The following is an 18,786-nucleotide window of genomic DNA, read 5'->3' as shown; positions in this document are numbered from 1 at the left end:
TTCCGCGGAGCGTGCGGGCTGCCATGTGGCAGCCTTGCTTGATTTCGCCGCGCGGATCGCGGAAACGGCTCACGACGTACGCAGCCCGCACCCGTGGGCTGCTCCGTCCCGGTTTCCGTCGCGGGTAAGCAGGCAGGCATGGCCAACGTCGTCGTTGTAGGCGCCCAGTGGGGTGACGAGGGCAAGGGCAAGATCGTCGACTGGCTCTCCGAGCAAGCCGACATCGTCGTCCGGTTCCAGGGCGGCCACAACGCCGGCCACACGCTCGTCATCGACGGGGTGACGTACAAGCTGGCGCTCCTGCCATCCGGGGTCGTGCGCGGCGGTAAGCTCTCGGTGATCGGCAACGGGGTCGTGGTCGATCCCTGGCACCTCGTGGACGAAATCGAGCGCATCAAGGCGCAGGGCGTCGAGGTTTCGCCTGCTTCGCTGCGGATCGCCGACAACGCCACGCTGATCCTGCCGCTCCACCGCGAACTTGATCATTTCCGTGAGACTGCCAACGCCGGCCTGAAGATCGGAACCACGAAGCGCGGCATCGGGCCCGCTTACGAGGACAAGGTCGGCCGCCGCGCGATCCGGGTGGTCGATCTGGCCGATATCGATGCGCTGCCGGCCAAGATCGAGCGGGTTCTGACCCACCACAACGCGCTTCGGCGCGGCCTTGGCATCGAGGAGGTGAACGCCGAAGCGCTGCTCGCCGAACTCACCGCGATCGCGCCCAAAATCCTGCCCTTCGCAGACACCGTCTGGTCGCTCCTCGACGACCAGCGTCGGGCCGGCAAGCGCATCCTGTTCGAGGGCGCGCAGGGCGCGCTGCTCGACGTCGATCACGGCACCTACCCCTTCGTCACCTCCTCGAACATCGTGGCCGCTCAGGCGGCGACGGGGTCCGGCCTCGGCCCGGGCGCGATCGGCTACGTGCTCGGCATCGCCAAGGCCTACACGACCCGGGTCGGCGAGGGGCCGTTTCCCACCGAGCTGCATGACGAGATCGGCGAGACCATCGGCGCCCGTGGCCGCGAGTTCGGCGTCAACACCGGCCGCAAGCGTCGCTGCGGCTGGTTCGACGCGGTCCTGGTGCGCCAGACGGTTCGGACCTCCGGCATCCATGGCATCGCGCTCACCAAGCTCGATATCCTCGACGGGTTCGACGAGATCCGCGTCTGCACCAGCTACAAGCTCGACGGGCAGACGATCGACCACCTGCCGGCGAGCCAAGCCGCGCAGGCCCGGGTCGAGCCGGTCTACGAGACCATTCCGGGCTGGTCGGAGACGACTGCGGGCGCGAGATCCTGGGCAGATCTGCCGGCGCAGGCCATCAAGTATGTCCGCCGGATCGAAGAGCTGATCGGGGCGCCGGTGGCGCTGCTGTCGACGTCGCCCGAGCGTGACGATACCATTCTGATGCAGAATCCCTTCGAGGATTGAGGGCTGAAGCCCTATCCCGTTGATGACGCACCTTTTCTGCTGTTCGGCATGTATCCAGCCCGCGTCCGCTTGATCTAGAACCAGCCTATGGCGGGCGGCGGTCTCAGGGATCGACCGCCCGGTACGATATCGGAGGAACCGACTCGCGGGTGCCGATCCGCGCGGCGGGCAGACATCACCGGCCGGCGGCCGATCCCGATCGTCGTTCGGGAACGAACGTCGGTCCTCGGCCATCGACCGGTCCTGCCGGGCGACGGCCGAAGGCGCGGACCTGGGCAACATGGCCGATTATTACCCGCTTCTGGCACGCGCGCTCGATGCGCTGCCCGACCGATCACCCGCCCTGCGCAAGGCGGTCTACGACCGCGCCCGCAACGCCCTCATCAGTCAGCTCCGCTCGCTGGATCCCCCGCTCTCGGAAGCGGATATCGATCTCGAACGCCGGGCGCTCGACACTGCGATCGAACGGCTCGAAGTCGATCACGGGGGGCTTCCGGCGCCGGCCAACGACGCCGCGGTCGCTCCGCCGGAGACAAGCCCCCGGCCGGCCCCGCCCGCGGAGATCCCAGAGCCGGCGCCGCCCATTCCTTCGCCGCCAACCCCGTACCGCGAGCCCATCCCGGTCCAGGCGCCGGAGCCGGTTCTACCCGCCGCGCCGCCGCCCTTCGCCCCAGCGGCTGCGCAGGAGCCGGAACTACGCGACGCGCCGATCGCGATTTCCTCACGGCGGCCGGGGCCGTCGCCGGCCGCTGCGACCTTTGAGGAGCCGCAGTCCGAGGCCGATCCGGCTCCCGACACCGGGGATGATGCGGATCCCGCGGCGGCATCGGGCGACGGCGGCAACGGTCGCCAGCGTCCACGGATCGAGGTCGTCCCGCCGCGGTCGGGGCGCTCGCGCATCCTGCGCAACGCCTTCGTGGGAAGCGTCCTGGCGATCGTGATCGGATTGATCGCGGTGGCGGCGTTCCTGCTTCGCGACCGGCCCCAGAATCTGCCGTCCAGCTCGACCGAGACCGCAGATTCGCAGCAGACGGACAGCGAAACGAAGTTCGGCGACCGGGTCGGCGGCGAGTCCGCACCCGCACCGCGGACGCCCCCACGTGCGGAGAACGGCACGCCGCCTCGCGTCGCGCCGGCGCCGGCCCAGTCAAACCTTGCCGTCGCCCAGCGTGCGGAACTGATCGAGGAGGGGACGGGCACCGACAATGCGCAGCCGACGCGGACGACCGGCCGGGTAACTTGGCGGCTCGACACGGTGAATGGCGAGCAGGGTCAGCCGCTCCAGAACGCCGTGGTCGCGACCGTGACGATCCCGGATGCCGGGCTGACGCTGGTGATGACGATCCAGCGCAATCTCGACGCGACGCTGCCGGCCTCACATACGGTGAGCCTCGCCTTCACCCAGCAGAGTGGGACGGGGCGGACGGTGCAGGATGTCGGCCTGCTCCAGGCCAAGGACGACGAGAACGGACGCGGCTCGCCGGTCTCCGGCCTGCCGGTGCGGGTCCGGGACAACCTGTTCCTCATCGGTCTGTCGTCGCTACAGAACGACGTCGATCGCAACACGGACCTGCTGCTCCACCGCAACTGGTTCGATCTGGCCGTCCGCTACACCTCGGGCAAGCGCGCGGTGCTGACCTTCGAGAAGGGCAGCGCCGGCGCCCAGGTGTTGCAGAGCGCTTTCGACGCCTGGCAGTAATCGTGGCCGGCGCGCTCCGGCGCGCCGGATTGCACGGTCAGTGAGCCTCGATGCCGGTGCGCGGCAATTCGCGGTTGGCGATGTTGCGCTTCACCGCCTCCTGCACCTTCTCGAACGCCCGAACCTCGATCTGGCGCACACGCTCACGTGAGACGCCGAACTCGCCGGATAGGTCTTCCAGCGTGATCGGATCGTCCGCGAGGCGCCGGGCCTCGAAGATCCGCCGCTCCCGCGGGTTCAGCACGCCGAGGGCGTCGCGCAGGGCCGAGAGGCGGTTCTGCCCCTCCTGTTCACGGGCCAGCACCGTCTCCTGGCTCGGGGCGTTGTCGACCAGCCAGTCCTGCCACTCACCTTCGCCTTCCTCGCGCAGGGGAGCGTTGAGCGACGTGTCACCGGACAGGCGCCGGTTCATGTCGATCACGTCCTGCTCGGGCACGCCCAGGCGAGTCGCGATCTGCTTGACCTGATCCGGCCGCAGGTCGCCCTCGTCCAGCGCCGAGATCTTCCCCTTCGCCTTGCGGAGGTTGAAGAACAGCTTCTTCTGGTTGGCGGTAGTCCCCATCTTCACGAGCGACCAGGAGCGCAGGATGTATTCCTGGATCGCCGCCTTGATCCACCACATGGCGTAGGTCGCAAGCCGGAAACCCTTGTCGGGATCGAAGCGCTTGACCGCCTGCATCAGGCCGACATTGCCCTCGGACACGACCTCGCCAATCGGCAGGCCATAGCCGCGATAGCCCATGGCGATCTTGGCCACGAGACGCAGGTGCGAGGTTACCAGCCGATGTGCGGCCTCACGGTCGCCGGCATCCCGCCAACTCTTGGCCAGCGTAAATTCTTCCGTCGGCTCCAGCATAGGGAACTTGCGGATCTCGTCGAGGTAGCGCGAGAGGCCACCTTCATTGGCGAGCACGGGCAGCGTACCGGCCATGGCATTCTCCTGGACTCTTGTCCCCCTGACGGGCGGACGCGACGGGCAACAGTGCCGTCCACTCGGGCCGCTCTTGAGCCGACCCTCCCGACCACCCATGTCATACGGGTACGTCGGACGGGCCGGTCGCGGTTGGGCACCCCCATATTGCCATCAACGCGCGACCGGCCGATTGGTCGTACCATGTCACGATCTGACGCGGCTCGCCGTGACCTTTCGCACGCCGCGCGGCTACGGTTTCATCCCCGATCCTAAGCCGTCAAGCTTTCGCCAGGGCGTTCACCAGCGCGGCGATATCGGGCGGGATCGGGCTTTCGAACCTGAGGGTCTCGCCGGTGCGCGGATGCCTGAAGCCCAGCAGTTCCGCGTGCAGCGCCTGACGTCCCAGCGTGGCGAGCGCGTCGCGTGCATCCGGCGACAGCCGGGCCGCCTTGGTGCGGAACGCGCCGCCATAGACCGGATCGCCCAGAAGCGGGTGGCCGCGATGGGCGAGGTGGACGCGGATCTGGTGCGTTCGGCCCGTCTCGAGGCGGCAGCGCACGAGGGCGACCTCCGGGTAGGTCTCGGCGACCGCGTAATGCGTAACGGCGTGCCGCCCGGCCTCCTCGGAGACCACGGCGATCTTCTCGCGGTTGTGGCGCGACCGGGCCAGGCTCGCCTGGATCGTTCCCGCTCGCGGATGCGGCACGCCCCAGACCAAAGCCGCGTAGGCCCGCTCCAACGGCCCCGTCCGGCCATGGTCCGCGAACTGCGCCGTCAGTCCCTGATGGGCTGCATCGTTTTTCGCGACCACGATCAGGCCGCTCGTGTCCTTGTCGAGGCGATGCACGATGCCGGGCCGGCGCACGCCACCGATCCCCGACAGGCTCGCGCCGCAATGGCCGAGCAACGCGTTGACCAGGGTTCCGCTTTCGTGACCCGGCGCCGGATGCACCACCAGCCCGGCCGGCTTGTCGATCACGACGAGGTCGTCGTCCTCGTAGGCGATCACCAAGTCCACAGCCTCGGCCGCGGGTTGGGCATCCGCGGCCGGTGGCACGTCCAGGCTGATCTGTGCTCCGACGGCGACCTTCGCAGACGGGTCGCGCACCTGCGTGCCATCCCGGCGCACGCAGCCCGTGCGCACGAGATCTTGGAGCCGCGCCCGCGACAGATCCGGAAACAGCGCCACCAGCGCCCGGTCGAGCCGGATCCCCCCCTCGGCCACGGTCCCGACCCGTTCTTCGTCGTTTGCGTTCACCACGACCTCAATCTGCGCTCCACCGCACCGAACCGTGCGGAATCTCGAGAGAAGGCCCTTGCCCCCCCGGCGGGGCGTGGCTATAGCACCTGCACGCCGCCGGAAAGCTCCCATCGTCTAGCGGTCTAGGACGTCGCCCTCTCACGGCGAAAACAGGGGTTCGATTCCCCTTGGGAGCGCCAAAAATACGAGGCAGTCAGCTTAGACTGTTGTGGCTGGTGTCCAGTTTGTGCCCAGTCGAGCGGGATGGACGACCCTGGACGATGGTGGCTTCGGTCGGCCATCAGCATGTCGCCAATTCCGACCGATGGAGCGTCGCGCTTGCCTGAACCGTGGGCGTTGGCTCGGGATGGGTTCAAGCTATGCTCAGCGGCACGGTTCCGATCTTGCGGTTTAACCGGCCTCGTCCCCCCTTCATCCCTGCTGCCTCGCAGCCGTGCGCCTATGAAGGTGCACACTGTCGGGCGGCCAGCTCCTGTTCCACCCGATCGGCAAGCTCTCCGAGACCACCTCGATCGTGGTCACCACCAACCTCGCCTTCGGGGAATGGCCCAGCATCTTCGCCGGCGACGCCAAAATGACCCGGCGCTGCTCGACCGGCTCACCCACCATTGCGGGATCGTCGAGACAGGCAAGGAGAACTGGCGCTTCAAGAACCGCGCCTGAGGCCGGCACACGCATCGCGTCCGCTGGCCCCCGATCTGACCGGCTGTGCCCCCTCGACTCGCTTCGCCGGGCTGATCAGGGGCGTCCCGCCACACCCATCCTAGGGGTCAATGATCAACGCTGTTTGACAGCAGGTAGACCGGGCCATGGGGTAAGCGCAGTCGGAGCCCCTATCTAGGAGTGTGCAGGAGCTTACGGAGGACAACATGGGTAGCGAGAGAGCGGTGCTGGCAGGCGGATGCTTCTGGGGTATGCAAGACCTGATCCGGCGTCAGGAAGGCGTGCTGTCGACCCGGGTCGGCTACACCGGCGGCGACGTGCCGAACGCCACTTACCGCAACCACGGCACCCACGCTGAGGCCATCGAAATCGTCTACGACCCGACACGGACGAGCTTCCGGCGCGTGCTGGAGTTCTTTTTCCAGATCCACGACCCCACCACCCCGAACCGCCAAGGCAACGATCGCGGCCTGAGCTACCGTTCGGCGATCTACTACACCGACGACGACCAGCGTCGGGTGGCGGAGGACACCATCGCCGACGTCGACGCGTCCGGCCTGTGGCCCGGGAAGGTCGTGACCGAGGTGGCGCCCGCCGAAGACTTCTGGGAGGCCGAGCCCGAACACCAGGATTACCTGGAGCGGCGGCCCGATGGGTACACCTGCCACTTCGTCAGACCGAACTGGGCCCTTCCCGTACGGTCCGCGGCCGCGCAGAATTCCTGATCCACCGAAAGGCGTTGGCGCACCTGAGCGTCAACGCCGCAACGAGGGGCCGCGATTATCGTAAAGTCGCAGATTCCCCGTCCTCCAGGCGCCGTTCCTCCCCATCGGGACCGCCCCGTGCGACGTGGTCGTTCAGGCGGCCCAGGTGCTCGAAGACGTGTTCGAACGCCGCCGTGACAGCTTTCTCGAATGACCCGTCGCCCTTGCCGTGGGCGTCCTTGAGGGCGCCAAGCAGGGCGCGGTGCTTCTCAGTATCGGCAGACATGCGTTTCTCCCGGCCGGCGACCGTACCGACTTGGTGAGCCAAGCTCCTTCATCGGTCCCGGTTCCTGTCGGGTGACGCCCGCTCCGACCGCAGGGTGCCGTTCACCACCGGTCACGCGAGGAGCGGGGCCTGGTAAAGAGCCTGCCGCTCTTTGGGATAGAGGACCGAACCGGATGGTTCGTGCCGAATGCGTTCAATTGCGGCATCAAGCACCTGATCGTTGCAATCTCATCGCTGGCGGCATGACTGCTTCCCGCCAACTGGGGAAAAACCCACGCCATGCTTTTGCCGCCCGTCTCACCGTTGACGTGACCTGACCCCTCAAAAGTCGTCCTCCCTGAGGTATGGCTTTGAGCCATGCTGGCGTTGACCCCGTTTGCCAACCAAGGCCTGTGCAAGGTCTCGGGCTGGTGAGGGTCCCCTGGTCTTGGTCCGGCCGAAAGGTGAGCCTCCGGGTCTCACTCGGCGGCCTGTTGCGGGCGCCGAACACTCTGTGCCCCCGGTACCCCAAGACCGATCGCCTTCGCGATCGCCGAGCGTTGCTCGGCGTAGCTGGGGGCCACAGTCGGGTAGTCGTTAGGCAGGCGGTAGCGGGCACGGTACGTCTCAGGCGTAAGGCCGTGGGCGGTGAGATGTCGCTTTAGGGTTCTGTACAAACGTCCGTCGATAAAGCTCATGATGTGGTCATGCTGGACCGACCTGCGGATCTGTGCAGGACTTGGGACATCAGTGGTTGCGATGGCTGAACGGAGTTCGTCGGATGGCTGCTCCAGTTTGCAAAGTGCCCAGTGAATGGACTCGAACAAACCTGGCAGATCGGTCGCCGCGATGTGATTGTTGGTGACATAGGCGGCCGTGATCTCAGCTGCCAGCTCAAGGCATGAATGTGGCAGTGATTCTTGAGAAGACATTTTGGGCATTGGATTTTTCCTTGCATGGCCTTCTGCTGTCGGCGAAAGCATGAGACTGATTCCTCTTGCTGGATCGTGGCCTTGCCAATAAGTATTTGCAGGAATCAGGGGCCTGCCGCTGGACTTTCGGCCGGTTCCAGCGACAGGACGATGCTATTGGTCGGCAACGTAAGACGACCGGTGGCGCGATTTTTAGGTTCTTCTACCTGGATATGTTGTGCAGGACGATCGTCATTTTAGCTTGGAAAGGCGAAATCCAAGTTCGATCAGTACAACGTCAACAAGTTCGCGTAGCTGCGGATCGACCAGTTCGTTGACGGTCTGTCGCAGATCCAGGGCTTGCTCGGCGGCGCGCCTTATGAGCTCACCCCCGTTGTCGACATGGCTGCCATCGGCCAGCGCGTTGCTCATGACAAGGCGGCCTTCTTCAGCTTGCCAACCGGGCGGCGACCCGGCTCTCCGGCGCCAAGACCGAGTCCGTGCTCCCGCGCATCTTCTGGAGTTGTCGGAGGCTGCGGCCGTCGAAGCCGGCATTGACCGCGACGATCTCGACGTCATCGATCGTCTGCGGAAGCCCAAGGGGCAGGGCATGGATGTGCAGCTGAAGCAGCCGTAGAAGCCAACTCGTTGGCATCTCGGAGACGAAGCCTTTCAGGCCACGAGGCAGCCCCCACTCGACGATGCCCGTGAGAATGGCCAGAGCGGTTGGATTGAGCCGACGGCCCGAGGTGCGGGCGGGGCCGGCGACGCCGATCCGACTCCACTCGACGATATGCGGCGAGGCGGGTGGCACGCCTTCGCAAAGCTGCGGCAAATGCGTGGACAGAACGTAGGGGCGTAAAGTTGGGAGGAGCCTGGAGTATCCCACAACCTCATCGTCGTCGACTGCGAGAAGATGGACGGCATGTTCATCGTCGAACTCGTCGATCTCACGCTCGTCATCGCGCGCGATTGCCGCCCAGCCCATCTCCTCCACGAAAATTCTATGCCGCAGGCGCCACGCTTGCTCCATTAGCTCTCGGTTATGATCGATATTCGCGGCAGTGATGACTTTAATCATGAAACACCTCCGTGCTTGGTGTGCCCGCCCGACGCGGCGCGCGACACCACGCGAACGCGTGGTGTCCGCCTGTTTGTTGCGCGGTGCGGGCTATTTCCGGAGATGAGGTCTCGGTGCTATCGTCGGTTGAAGCGCGGCTCGAAGCTTTCGAGAGCAGACGATAGGGGCTGTCGTGAGCCGAAAATCACTCGATCACACGCTCAAGTTGCTTAAAGAGCTTGACCGAGCCGGCAGCGTTCCCGAGGTGGTTTCAACGGTACACCGCCAACTCGCGGGTTTTGGGATCGACGCGATCATCGCCGGGCTTCTCCCTACATCGTCCGCCTTAACCAGCTTCAATCGGCAGTTCCTGGTGATGGAAAGCGTTCCCGACGAGTGGCGGCAACGGTACCTGCATCGGCGCTACGCCGCACACGATCCGATCGTCGTGCAAACCCTGCACAGGCAGACGGGATTTGGCTGGCGCGACCCCGCACTTCCGTCGCCGACGTCTGAGACCGCTGTTCAAATCATGAACGAGGCGGCCGAGTTCGGCCTTCGCGACGGCTACACGGTCCCCCTGACGACCGTCGAGGGTGAGATCGGCGGGATGAGCTTTGCCGGCCGCCGGCTCGAGATAGCCCCCGAGCATCGCGGAATGCTGACGCTTGTCGCCAGCTACGCCTTCGGTCACGGCCTACTTGTGCGCGGCCAACCAATCGAACAATCCGCTGGCCTTTCACCGCGCGAGCGTGAGACCCTTCAGTGGACCGCTGAGGGCAAAACCGACTGGGAAATCGGCGAGATCATGGGCATCTCGGAACACGGGGTCGACTCACACCTGCGCGGGGTGCGCACGAAACTTCGAACACGCAATCGGGCTCAGTCTGTGGCCGAGGGTTTCCGGCTCGGTTTGATCGTCTAGGTAGGAGGCATCCCGCATCGGCCGACAGAGGATTCGAATAGCCCTTGGCGCACGACGAGCGAGACGATCATCTCCTGCGATTGATTGCGGCAGCCCTCAGCGTGCCTGCGCAAGTGTTTGCGACTGAAAGTGCTGTCGAACTGGACAAAGCCGGTGATCTGCACGGCACCTACCTGCTCGCCAGGTTGATCCGGGCTTTCCGCGCACTGCCGAACGACGATGAACGGCTTGAGGCGCTCCGCATAATCGAAGCGCGCATAACGCGGACCTCTTGATGCAGGCGGCACATCGCAGGCCGCTGAAGATGGGTCCGGTCACCACCGTCTGAGCGGCCATGAACGACGGGATCTGGGCGAAAAGAAACTGGTTGCGTTCGGTGTTCCGTCGAGAGGAAGCAGCCCTCGTTCCGCGATTCGCAAGCCTCGCAGGCTCGTCCGAGTGGGCGATGCACGGCAGTGAATCATAAAATTCGGCACATGAAAGAGCTTCAGCTTATTGCTTGGCCATGCTCCGAGCGAGATGTTCGCCGATCATCACGCAGGTGAAGTGCAAGTTGGCCCGGCAATCACTGGGCATGATCGACGCATCGCAGACGCGCAGTCCGCCAATCTCGCGAACCTTGAGATCCGGGTCGACGACGCCGGATGCGTCCTGCCATCCGCTCATGCGGCAGGTGCCGGCCGCGTGCTGGATATCGCCGGCTTCGGCGAGCATCAGGGCATCGAGTTCGGTATCCGGGAGGCGCGCGGCCTCGCCGATCGCGAGCGGGCTTTCTCCGAACCGGATCGCCGTGGCGAGGTCGGCCAGGGCCGGCTGCGCCATCAGGTGCGCGAGGCGTCGCACCGCATCGCGCATGCGCAGGCGATCGCGCGGATCGTCCAGCATGTTCTCCTCGATGACCGGATTGATCTCGGGATCGGCCGACGTGAGGTGCAGCGAACCGCGCGAGAACGCATCGTACAGCCCGACGCCGACGGCCCCTTGCGGGGTCGGCTCCGGACCCGTCAGGCCCCTGTGATTGTAGGCGACGAGGATCATGTCGCGCTCGCCGCCGCCCGCGAGACCGCTGGAATACGTCACGCAGCAGTTGGTGTGTCGCGCGTCCGGACCGAACGCCCGGTGGTCGGGCCGCAGATCCATCGTCGCCCGCAGGATCGGGTGATCCATGAAATGGCAGCCGACCGCCTCGCGGGCCTGAAGAACGGGGATGCCGAGGGCGTGGAGCTGCGCGGCCGGGCCGATCCCGGAGCGCATCAGGATGGCCGGGCTATGGATGGCGCCGGCGCACAGGACGATCTCGTGGCCGTGAACTTCGGTCCAGGGCCCCGTCCCGAAGCGGACGCGGATCCCGACCGCGCGGCGTCCCTCGAACAGGACGCGATCGACGAGGGCGCCGCCGCGGATCTCGAGATTGGGCCGCCCGCGTGCCGGCTCGAGGTAGGCGTCGTTGGTGGTGACACGGTGCCCATCGCGACTGTTGATAGGATTGCACGAGACGCCTTCGCCCTCCGGAGCGTTGAGGTTCGCCTTCCAGGGATGGCCGACAGCGAGGGCTGCGTCCCGCAGCCCGAGATCCACCGCGCCCCAGGCCTCCGGCGGCGCACGGTAGACCGGGAGCGGACCGCCACGACGGATGCCGGCCTCCGTGCCGAATTCGGCGTCGTCCTCGATCCGGTCGAAGAGCGGCAGCACGTCACGGGCCGACCAGCCGGTGCAGCCCTGTTCCGCCCAGGCATCGAAGGCCGCCGGGACACCGCGGATCGCGATCTGTGCGTTGACCGTCGAGCTGCCGCCGAGCGCACGCCCACGCCAATAAAAGCGGGGCTCCTGCACGCGCGTCCGCCGGCTCATCAGCCCGGGCCATTGCCAATCCGCCTGGTGGTCCGGATCGTACATGAACGGGACGATGTTGGCCGAGCGCAAGGCCGGCGGGGCCTCGCCGGTGCGCCAGTCGCGCCCCGCCTCCAGCAGGAGCACACGTCGCTTCGGATCTTCCGAGAGGCGTGCGGCGAGCGCGGCCCCCGCGGATCCGGCGCCGACGACGACCACATCGTACAGGGCTGCGCTCATTTCTTCTCAACGTTCCAGAACAGCGGGATGGCGGACGGGATCAGGCCGGTGAGCGTGGTCCGGTAGGCTGCGGGCTGCGCGAATTGGCCGAAGGGCACGACCAGGCCTTCGCCGTAGATGACGGACTGAATCTCGCCCGCGATGTCACGCCGCTTGTCCGGATCGGGCTCGCGGGAGAACCGGTCGAACAGCCCGACCATGCGTGGGTCGCACATGAACCCGGAACTCGCTGCATCCTTGCAATTGAAGTTGATCGCCGAGTTCGTGAGCGGGGAGCTGAGGTCGAGGCCGAGGGCGTGAATGCCGAAGACGTTCCACCCGGCCTTCTTGGTGCGACGCGCGAGCAGGGCCGCCCAATCCATGACCTGGAGATCCACGGTGAAGCCGGCCTGTTTCAGCCGGTCGGCCAGGATCGTCGAGGAGACGCGCGCCGCCTCGAGATCGTTGGCCGCCATCACGATCACGGGCTCGCCCTTGTAGGCGGTCGCCTTCAGGGCGGCTCGGGCCGCCGCCACCGACGGATCGCGCAGGAGTTCGGTCCCGGCATGCGTCTCGTAGGGGGAGCCGCAGATGAAGAAGGCGTCGCAGGTCTGCGAGAAGCGTGGATCCAGGCCGAACCCGTCCAGGACCTCGCGCTGATCCACGAGGCTCAGCAGCACGCGCCGGATCGCCGGGTCGTCGAAGGGCGCGGCCGCCGTGTTGATGCGGTAATGCCCCGTGAACCTGTGCGGGCCGGTGAAGTTCAACACCGCCAGGCCCTTGTTGCGCTCGATCTGTTCGATCAGATCGAAGGGCGCGTACTGCATGAGATCGATCTCGCCCACGCCGAGGGCGCCGACGGCCGTCGCCCCGTCCGGAATGACGCGAATGTCGAGGGCGTCGACCTTCACGACCTTGCCGCCGGCCAGGAAGTCCGCCGGCTCGGGACGCGGCCGATAATCGGCGTTCTTGCGCAACAGCATGTGGTCGCCGGTGATGTGCGCGGCGCGGTCGTAGACGAAGGGACCCGATCCCATGACCTCCGAGAGCTGCGTCGTGGCCGGCGTCGCGGCGAGCCGGGCGGGCATGATGAAGGGCGTCGGGCTCGACGTGGTGCCGAGCGTGTCGAGCACGAGGCCGTAGGGCTCCCGCAGCGTCAGCACGAAGGTTTTGTCGTCCACGGGCTCGAGCGCGGCCGCCACGTCCATCAGCCGGCCGCCGAGTGCGCTGCGGGCTGCCCAGCGCTTGAGCGAGGCGACGCAGTCGGCGGCCCGGACGGGCGTGCCGTCATGGAAGCGCAGGCCGTCGCGCAAGGTGAAGCGCCAGGTCAGGCGGTCATCCGACACCGACCACGTGTCGACCATTTGCGGCTGGAACAGGCCCCGCGCGTCCGGCGCGAACAGCGTGTCGTAGACCATGAAGCCGAAGGTTCGGGTGATGTAGGCCGTGGTGAAATAAGGATCGAGGGTGACGATCTCCGCCTCGAGCACGGCCCGCACCGTCGTCTCCGCACCGGCCGGTGCCGGCGCGAGGAGCGCACCCGCGGCTGCAATCAGCCCGGGAAGCCAGAATCGTCTCATGCGTATTCACCCTGTGTCCGAGCCGGCTAAGCAAGCCAGATACCAGCAAAAGATGGCGTGCCGATCCAGGGGCGTTCGGCGCGATCCGCGAGGGCACCGTGCGGGCCTCCTCACCCACGAATTGGAAGGTTGCCGGGTTAGCGCCACCAGAAGTGGCCTGTTCGATGCATTCGGCTGGAACGGCCCCAGCTCGCCGTGGGGATTGCCGGATCGCCCCGGAGGGCTCCGAGCCGCTTGAAAAGGTCCCGGATGAATCGACGCGATTTCGCCAAGCTCGTGCTCGCCGCAGGTGCGGCGGGGCCGATCCCCTTCGGCGTCACGCGCGCCGCAGGCCAGACCCGCGGCGGCGTCCTCAACACCGTGATCCAGCCCGAGCCGCCGATCCTGGTCTCGGCGCTCAACCAGCAGGCCCCGACGCTCACGGTCTGCGGCAAGATCTACGAGAGCCTGCTCACCTACGATTTCGATCTGACGCCGAAGCCCGGCATGGCCCAGAGCTGGGAGCGCAGCCCGGATGGCCTGACCTACACGTTCAAGCTGTTTCCCGGGATCACCTTCCACGACGGGTCGCCGATGACCTCGGAGGATGTGGTGTTCTCCGTCACGAAGGCGCTGATGGAGGCTCATGCGAGGGCGCGCGGCACGTTCTCGCGCCTTGCGTCCGCCGAAGCGCCGGACCCGCTCACCGTGGTGTTCAAGCTGAAGGAGCCGTTCGCGCCGTTCCTGCACGCTTTCGACGCCACCACCGCGCCGATCATCTCCAAAGCGCTCTACGAGAACACCGATCTGCGGCAGAACCCGAACAACGCCCGGGCGATCGGCACCGGCCCGTTCCAGCTCAAGGAATGGGTCAAGGGATCCCACATCCACCTCGTGCGCCACGAAGGCTATTACCGCAACGGTGAACCCTATCTCGACGAGATCTACTACCGCGTCATTCCGGACGCGGCCTCCCGGGCCGTCGCCCTGGAGAGCGGCACGATCCAGCTGACCCAGTGGAACGACGTCGAGGCCTTCGACGTGCCGCGCCTCAAGGCGCTGCCGAACCTCGACATGACCACGAAGGGCTACGAGTTCTACGCCCCCCATCTCTGGCTGGAGATGAACACGCGCATCGCGCCGATGAACGACCGGCGATTCCGGCAGGCGGTGCTCTACGCCATCGACCGGGAGGCCCTGCGCAAGCGCGTCTTCTTCGGCCTCGGCAAGGTCGCCACCGGCCCGGTCTCCTCGAAGACGCGGTTCTACGAGCCGGACGTGAAGACCTACGAGTATGCCCCGGCCAAGGCAGCGGCGCTCCTGGACGAGATGGGGCTGAAGCCCGGCGCGGGCGGCAAGCGGGTAAGCCTGAAATACCTGGTGCCGCCCTACGGCGAGCTGTGGCAGCGGGTGGCCGAGTACGTGCGCCAGTCCCTCGGCAAGGTCGGGATCGACATCGTGCTGGAAGGCATCGACGTCGGCGGCTGGGCGGCGCGATGCGGCAACTGGGAGTTCGAGATCTCCGCGCCCTGGACCTACCAATACGGGGATCCCGCTCTCGGCGTCTCGCGCTCCTACATCTCCACGAACATCCGCAAGGGCATCCTGTTCTCGAACACCTCCGGATACAGCAATCCGGAAGTCGACAGGTTGTTCGAGGAGGCTGCCGTGGCGCGGGACGACGCGACCCGGCAGGCGCTCTACAGCCGGGTCCAGAAGATCCTGGTCGAGGACGCCGCGGTGGCCTGGCTCACCGAACTCGATTTCCCGACCTTCACCGACAAGCGCATCAAGGATCTCGTCGTCACGGGCAGCGGCGTGAACGACACCTTCGCCCGGGCCTATCGCGCATGAGGACGATGGCCGCCCTGGCCGCCTGGATCGCGCGGACGCTGGCGGTGATCCTGGTCATCGCCAGTGTGAACTTCGCCCTCGTCCACGCGGCGCCCGGCGATCCGGCCCAGGTCATCGCGGGCCAGTCCGGCGCCTCGGACGAGACGCTTCTCCGGCAGCTCCGGGCGGAATACGGCCTCGACAAGCCCTACCCGGTGCAACTCGCGACCTATCTCGGCCGGGTCCTGCGGCTCGACCTCGGCTATTCCTACCGGCAGCAGCGGCCGGTGCTCGGCCTCGTGCTGGAGCGCCTGCCCGCGACCCTGCTGCTCACCGGCACGGCCTTCGCCCTGGCGCTCGGGTCCGGGATCCTGCTCGGTACCCTGTCGGGCGTCCGGGCGGGCCGGTGGTCCGACACGCTGATCGGCCTCGTGGCGCTGGTGCTCTACGCCATGCCGGTCTTCTGGCTCGGCCTGATGCTGGTGCTGGTCTTCTCGGTCCAGCTCGAATGGCTGCCGGCCTTCGGCTACCGCAGCGTCGGCGCGACCCTCTCGCCGCTGGGGCAGGTCGGCGACGTGCTGGCCCATCTGATCCTGCCCGTCCTGTCGCTCGCCGCGGTCTATCTGGCGGTCTACGCCCGCCTGATGCGGAGCTCGATCGTCGAGGTGGCCGCCCAGGATTTCGTGAAGACCGCCCGGGCCAAGGGGCTTACCCGCGGACGCGTGATCCGCGACCACATGATCCGCAACGCGATCCTGCCGGTGGTCACCGTCGCCGGCATGCAGGCCGGGGCGCTCGTGGGCGGCTCGGTGGTGGTCGAGACCGTCTTCGCCTGGCCGGGGCTCGGCCGGCTGGTGTTCGAGGCCCTCAGCCAGTGCGACTACCCGGTCCTGCTTGGGATCTTCCTCGTCATGTCCGTGCTCGTGATCGTCATCAACATGCTGACCGACCTGCTCTCGCGGCTCATCGATCCGCGGATTGACGCCTCCGCGAAGGCCGCGTGATGGGGTTCGTCCGGGCGTTCCTGCGCAATCCCGGCGGGGTGATCGGCCTCGTGCTGCTCGTGGCGGTGGTCGTGGTGGCGATCTTCGCGCCGCTCCTCGTCCCGGTCGATCCCTGGGAGATGGTCGGCGCGCCCTTCGAGCCGCCGCTCAGCCCCGATCTGCCCTTGGGCTCCGACACGATGGGCCGGGACATCGCCGCCGGCCTCGCCCATGGCGCCCGGGTCTCGCTGGCGATCGGCCTCGCCTCGACGCTCGCAGCGCTGCTGATCGGCGTGGCGATCGGGGCGACGGCCGGATGGTTCGGCGGCGTCGTCGACGCCGTGCTGATGCGGATCGCCGAGCTGTTCCAGACGATTCCCGGCTTCATCCTGGCGGTACTGCTGGTCGCGACCCTCGGGCCGTCGCTCGCCCACGAGATCCTGGCGATCGCGGCGATCAGCTGGCCGCCGCTGGCACGCCTGACCCGCGGCGAGTTCCTGCGGCTGAAGAACCGGGACTTCGTGCGGGCCGCCGCCTGCCAGGGCGAGCGCCCCGCGGCCCTGGTCCTGCGCCACATCCTGCCGAACGCCCTGGCGCCGATCATCGTCACCGGCTCGCTCACGGTGGCCACCGCGATCCTGATCGAGAGCGCGCTGAGTTTCCTCGGTCTGGGCGATCCGAACCTGATGTCCTGGGGCTACATGGTCGGCGCCGCCCGCACGGTCATCCGGCAGGCCTGGTGGACGAGCGTCTTCCCCGGCGCCGCGATCCTCGTGACGGTGCTCGCCATCAACCTCGTCGGCGAGGCGCTCAACGACGCGCTCAACCCGCGGCTTGCCCGGCGGAGCGGCGCATGAGCCCGCCGGTCCTCACGATCTCGGACCTCTCCGTAAGCCTGCCGCGGGGCGCCGACCGGGCCCAGGCGGTGAGCGACGTCTCGATCACGGTGGGCGCAAACGAGATCGTCTGCCTCGTGGGCGAGTCGGCGTCGGGCAAGTCGATGATCGCCCACGCGATCCTGGGCCTGCTGCCGTCGGGGGTGACGGTGGCCGGCGGCGCGGTCGCGCTGCGCGGGCGCGACATCGCCACCGCCTCCGAGGCGGAGATGCGCACCGTCCGCGGACGCGAGGCCGCGATGATCTTCCAGGAGCCGCTCAGCGCACTGAACCCGCTGAAACGGATCGGCGAGCAGATCGCCGAGGCCATACGGGCCCATGCGCCGGAAACGCCGCGCTCCGCGGTCGGAGCACGGGTCGGCGCGCTGATCCAGGATGTCGGCCTGCCCGACCCGGCGCGGATCCGGGCCAGCTTCCCGTTCGCGCTGTCGGGCGGCCAGCGCCAGCGGGTGATGATCGCCATCGCCATGGCCAACAATCCGGCGCTGCTGGTGGCCGACGAGCCGACCACCGCCCTCGACGTGACCACGCAGGCGCAGATCCTGGCGCTAATCCGCCGCCTCCAGAGCGAGCGGCAGATGGGCGTCCTGCTGATCACGCACGACTTCGGCGTGGTCGCCGAGATGGCCGACCGCGTCGTGGTGATGCGCGACGGCCGGGTCGTCGAGCAGGGCAGCGCCGAGGCGGTCCTGACCGCGCCGCGCGACCCCTACACCCGGGCATTGATCGCCGCGGTGCCGCATGGCGGCGGCCGCACGCCCCGCAGGACGACGGCGGCGTCGCCGCCGCTGCTCGAGATCGAAGCACTCTCCAAGACCTTCATCACCCGGCAGGGCTGGTTCCGTCCAGCCCGGCGCGTGGTCGCCGCGGACGGGATCTCCCTCACGCTGTCGGCCGGCGAGACGGTGGCGGTGGTGGGCGAGTCGGGGTCGGGCAAGTCGACCCTGGGGCAGATGATCCTGCGTCTGGCCGAGCCGGATTCGGGCCGTGTCCGCTTCGAGGGCCAGGATCTCCTGGCCCTGCGGGGCGAAGCCCTCCGGGTCGCACGCCGCCGCCTCCAGATCGTGTTCCAGGACCCGTTCGCGGCGCTGAACCCGCGCCAGAGGGTCGGCGAGGCGATCGCCCGCGGCCCGATGGCCTACGGCGTGCCGAAGGCCGAGGCCGTCGCCGAGGCACGGGCGCTGCTCGACCGGGTCGGCCTGAAGGCCGGCGCGGCCGACCGCTTCCCGCACGAGTTCTCCGGCGGCCAGCGCCAGCGCATCTGCATCGCCCGGGCGCTGGCGCTCAAGCCGCGCGTCCTCGTAGCGGACGAGGCGGTTTCGGCGCTCGACGTTTCCGTACAGGCCCGCGTGCTCGACCTGCTGGCGGAACTCCGCGCCGAGTACAACCTCGCGATGCTGTTCATAACCCACGACCTGCGCATCGCGGCCCGGATCGCCGACCGGGTCGCGGTGATGCAGCAGGGCCGGATCGTCGAGGCGGGACCGGCCGCTGCGATCTTCGCCGCGCCCGAGCACCCCTACACGCGCGGCCTCGTGGCCGCGATGCCCGGCCGCCGCCTGTTCGGCGGCCTCGACGCGTCGGCGCCCGAGGCGCGGACCGCTTGAGCGCGTCCGCCGGTTCGGCGACGAAGG

The 18,786-nt window shown here is 67.5% G+C and carries 17 protein-coding genes, 1 tRNA gene and 1 pseudogene; 11 read left to right on the top strand and 8 right to left on the bottom strand.

Annotated elements, in window-relative coordinates; genetic code table 11:
- Positions 1–138 precede the first annotated feature (138 nt).
- Positions 139–1,431 carry an adenylosuccinate synthase gene (locus tag AC0IY0_RS23255; RefSeq protein ID WP_147909767.1) on the top strand — a complete coding sequence of 431 codons (1,293 nt, stop codon included), beginning with the start codon at positions 139–141 and terminating at the stop codon, positions 1,429–1,431.
- Positions 1,432–1,711: 280 nt separating this feature from the next.
- Entirely contained in the window at positions 1,712–3,130 is a 1,419-nt protein-coding gene (locus AC0IY0_RS23250; protein ID WP_419830704.1) for a histidine kinase, read from the top strand.
- A 37-nt stretch (positions 3,131–3,167) separates the two neighbouring features.
- Here the strand turns inward: AC0IY0_RS23250 and rpoH are convergent, their stop codons facing one another.
- Positions 3,168–4,061 (bottom strand): RNA polymerase sigma factor RpoH, encoded by an 894-nt coding sequence (rpoH, locus tag AC0IY0_RS23245; RefSeq protein ID WP_147853264.1) that lies wholly within the window; start codon positions 4,059–4,061, stop codon positions 3,168–3,170.
- A 259-nt stretch (positions 4,062–4,320) separates the two neighbouring features.
- Complete coding sequence (locus tag AC0IY0_RS23240; RefSeq protein ID WP_471765690.1) at positions 4,321–5,304, bottom strand: RluA family pseudouridine synthase; 984 nt, start codon at positions 5,302–5,304, stop codon at positions 4,321–4,323.
- A gap of 103 nt (positions 5,305–5,407) precedes the next feature.
- Here AC0IY0_RS23240 and AC0IY0_RS23235 point away from each other — a divergent pair.
- From AC0IY0_RS23235 to msrA, 3 genes and pseudogenes are all read left to right on the top strand, one after another.
- Positions 5,408–5,483, top strand: a tRNA-Glu gene (locus AC0IY0_RS23235).
- A gap of 278 nt (positions 5,484–5,761) precedes the next feature.
- A pseudogene (locus tag AC0IY0_RS23230) lies at positions 5,762–5,967 on the top strand (ATP-binding protein); the annotation flags it as partial.
- Between the two features lie 206 nt (positions 5,968–6,173).
- Positions 6,174–6,692, top strand: coding sequence for a peptide-methionine (S)-S-oxide reductase MsrA (gene msrA / locus AC0IY0_RS23225; RefSeq protein ID WP_147908913.1), 519 nt, complete (start codon positions 6,174–6,176; stop codon positions 6,690–6,692).
- A gap of 55 nt (positions 6,693–6,747) precedes the next feature.
- Here the strand turns inward: msrA and AC0IY0_RS23220 are convergent, their stop codons facing one another.
- The 4 genes from AC0IY0_RS23220 to AC0IY0_RS23205 form a co-directional block, all read right to left on the bottom strand.
- Complete coding sequence (locus AC0IY0_RS23220) at positions 6,748–6,957, bottom strand: hypothetical protein (protein WP_147939820.1); 210 nt, start codon at positions 6,955–6,957, stop codon at positions 6,748–6,750.
- 458 nt (positions 6,958–7,415) lie between these two features.
- Positions 7,416–7,919 (bottom strand): Ros/MucR family transcriptional regulator, encoded by a 504-nt coding sequence (locus AC0IY0_RS23215; protein ID WP_471765689.1) that lies wholly within the window; start codon positions 7,917–7,919, stop codon positions 7,416–7,418.
- A gap of 180 nt (positions 7,920–8,099) precedes the next feature.
- The gene (locus AC0IY0_RS23210; protein WP_147908911.1) at positions 8,100–8,279 is read right to left on the bottom strand and encodes a hypothetical protein; all 180 of its coding nucleotides are present in this window, start codon (positions 8,277–8,279) and stop codon (positions 8,100–8,102) included.
- Between the two features lie 16 nt (positions 8,280–8,295).
- The gene (locus tag AC0IY0_RS23205; protein WP_147908910.1) at positions 8,296–8,928 is read right to left on the bottom strand and encodes an acyl-homoserine-lactone synthase; all 633 of its coding nucleotides are present in this window, start codon (positions 8,926–8,928) and stop codon (positions 8,296–8,298) included.
- Between the two features lie 172 nt (positions 8,929–9,100).
- Here AC0IY0_RS23205 and AC0IY0_RS23200 point away from each other — a divergent pair, with 172 nt between their 5' ends.
- Both AC0IY0_RS23200 and AC0IY0_RS23195 read left to right on the top strand, forming a co-directional pair.
- Positions 9,101–9,832 (top strand): autoinducer binding domain-containing protein, encoded by a 732-nt coding sequence (locus AC0IY0_RS23200; RefSeq protein WP_147908909.1) that lies wholly within the window; start codon positions 9,101–9,103, stop codon positions 9,830–9,832.
- A gap of 44 nt (positions 9,833–9,876) precedes the next feature.
- Positions 9,877–10,107, top strand: coding sequence for a hypothetical protein (locus AC0IY0_RS23195; protein WP_147908908.1), 231 nt, complete (start codon positions 9,877–9,879; stop codon positions 10,105–10,107).
- 217 nt (positions 10,108–10,324) lie between these two features.
- On the opposite strand, the gene AC0IY0_RS23190 is transcribed toward AC0IY0_RS23195, so the two are convergent.
- A complete protein-coding gene (locus tag AC0IY0_RS23190) occupies positions 10,325–11,890 on the bottom strand; it encodes a GMC family oxidoreductase (RefSeq protein ID WP_471765701.1) in 1,566 nt (521 codons plus the stop codon).
- Positions 11,891–11,898: 8 nt separating this feature from the next.
- Positions 11,899–13,461 carry an ABC transporter substrate-binding protein gene (locus tag AC0IY0_RS23185; RefSeq protein ID WP_471765687.1) on the bottom strand — a complete coding sequence of 521 codons (1,563 nt, stop codon included), beginning with the start codon at positions 13,459–13,461 and terminating at the stop codon, positions 11,899–11,901.
- A 249-nt stretch (positions 13,462–13,710) separates the two neighbouring features.
- On the opposite strand from AC0IY0_RS23185, the gene AC0IY0_RS23180 reads away from it, so the two are divergent.
- Genes AC0IY0_RS23180 through AC0IY0_RS23165 form a run of 4 tightly spaced genes read left to right on the top strand, consistent with a single transcriptional unit; the run spans position 13,711 to position 18,759 of the window.
- A complete protein-coding gene (locus AC0IY0_RS23180; protein WP_471765686.1) occupies positions 13,711–15,294 on the top strand; it encodes an ABC transporter substrate-binding protein in 1,584 nt (527 codons plus the stop codon).
- Entirely contained in the window at positions 15,291–16,277 is a 987-nt protein-coding gene (locus AC0IY0_RS23175; protein ID WP_471765684.1) for an ABC transporter permease, read from the top strand. Before AC0IY0_RS23180 ends, AC0IY0_RS23175 begins: the two co-directional genes overlap by 4 nt.
- The gene (locus tag AC0IY0_RS23170; protein ID WP_147908919.1) at positions 16,277–17,113 is read left to right on the top strand and encodes an ABC transporter permease; all 837 of its coding nucleotides are present in this window, start codon (positions 16,277–16,279) and stop codon (positions 17,111–17,113) included. The genes AC0IY0_RS23175 and AC0IY0_RS23170 overlap by 1 nt, the downstream gene beginning before the upstream one ends.
- Positions 17,110–18,759, top strand: a complete 1,650-nt coding sequence (locus tag AC0IY0_RS23165) for an ABC transporter ATP-binding protein (RefSeq protein WP_471765683.1) — start codon at positions 17,110–17,112, stop codon at positions 18,757–18,759. Before AC0IY0_RS23170 ends, AC0IY0_RS23165 begins: the two co-directional genes overlap by 4 nt.
- Positions 18,760–18,786 lie beyond the last annotated feature (27 nt).

Source organism: Methylobacterium sp. AC315, assembly GCF_979253755.1.
Note: the sequence above shows the minus strand (reverse complement) of the source record. Positions and strands in the feature narration are given on the sequence as shown.

Coding starts and splice junctions, on each gene's coding strand:
- AC0IY0_RS23185 (WP_471765687.1), bottom strand. CDS start 13,461: ATGAGACGATTCTGGCTTCCCGGGCTGATTGCAGCCGCGGGTGCGCTC.
- AC0IY0_RS23250 (WP_419830704.1), top strand. CDS start 1,712: ATGGCCGATTATTACCCGCTTCTGGCACGCGCGCTCGATGCGCTGCCC.
- AC0IY0_RS23165 (WP_471765683.1), top strand. CDS start 17,110: ATGAGCCCGCCGGTCCTCACGATCTCGGACCTCTCCGTAAGCCTGCCG.
- AC0IY0_RS23220 (WP_147939820.1), bottom strand. CDS start 6,957: ATGTCTGCCGATACTGAGAAGCACCGCGCCCTGCTTGGCGCCCTCAAG.
- AC0IY0_RS23255 (WP_147909767.1), top strand. CDS start 139: ATGGCCAACGTCGTCGTTGTAGGCGCCCAGTGGGGTGACGAGGGCAAG.
- AC0IY0_RS23210 (WP_147908911.1), bottom strand. CDS start 8,279: ATGAGCAACGCGCTGGCCGATGGCAGCCATGTCGACAACGGGGGTGAG.
- AC0IY0_RS23215 (WP_471765689.1), bottom strand. CDS start 7,919: ATGCTTTCGCCGACAGCAGAAGGCCATGCAAGGAAAAATCCAATGCCC.
- AC0IY0_RS23175 (WP_471765684.1), top strand. CDS start 15,291: ATGAGGACGATGGCCGCCCTGGCCGCCTGGATCGCGCGGACGCTGGCG.
- msrA (WP_147908913.1), top strand. CDS start 6,174: ATGGGTAGCGAGAGAGCGGTGCTGGCAGGCGGATGCTTCTGGGGTATG.
- rpoH (WP_147853264.1), bottom strand. CDS start 4,061: ATGGCCGGTACGCTGCCCGTGCTCGCCAATGAAGGTGGCCTCTCGCGC.
- AC0IY0_RS23170 (WP_147908919.1), top strand. CDS start 16,277: ATGGGGTTCGTCCGGGCGTTCCTGCGCAATCCCGGCGGGGTGATCGGC.
- AC0IY0_RS23180 (WP_471765686.1), top strand. CDS start 13,711: ATGAATCGACGCGATTTCGCCAAGCTCGTGCTCGCCGCAGGTGCGGCG.
- AC0IY0_RS23205 (WP_147908910.1), bottom strand. CDS start 8,928: ATGATTAAAGTCATCACTGCCGCGAATATCGATCATAACCGAGAGCTA.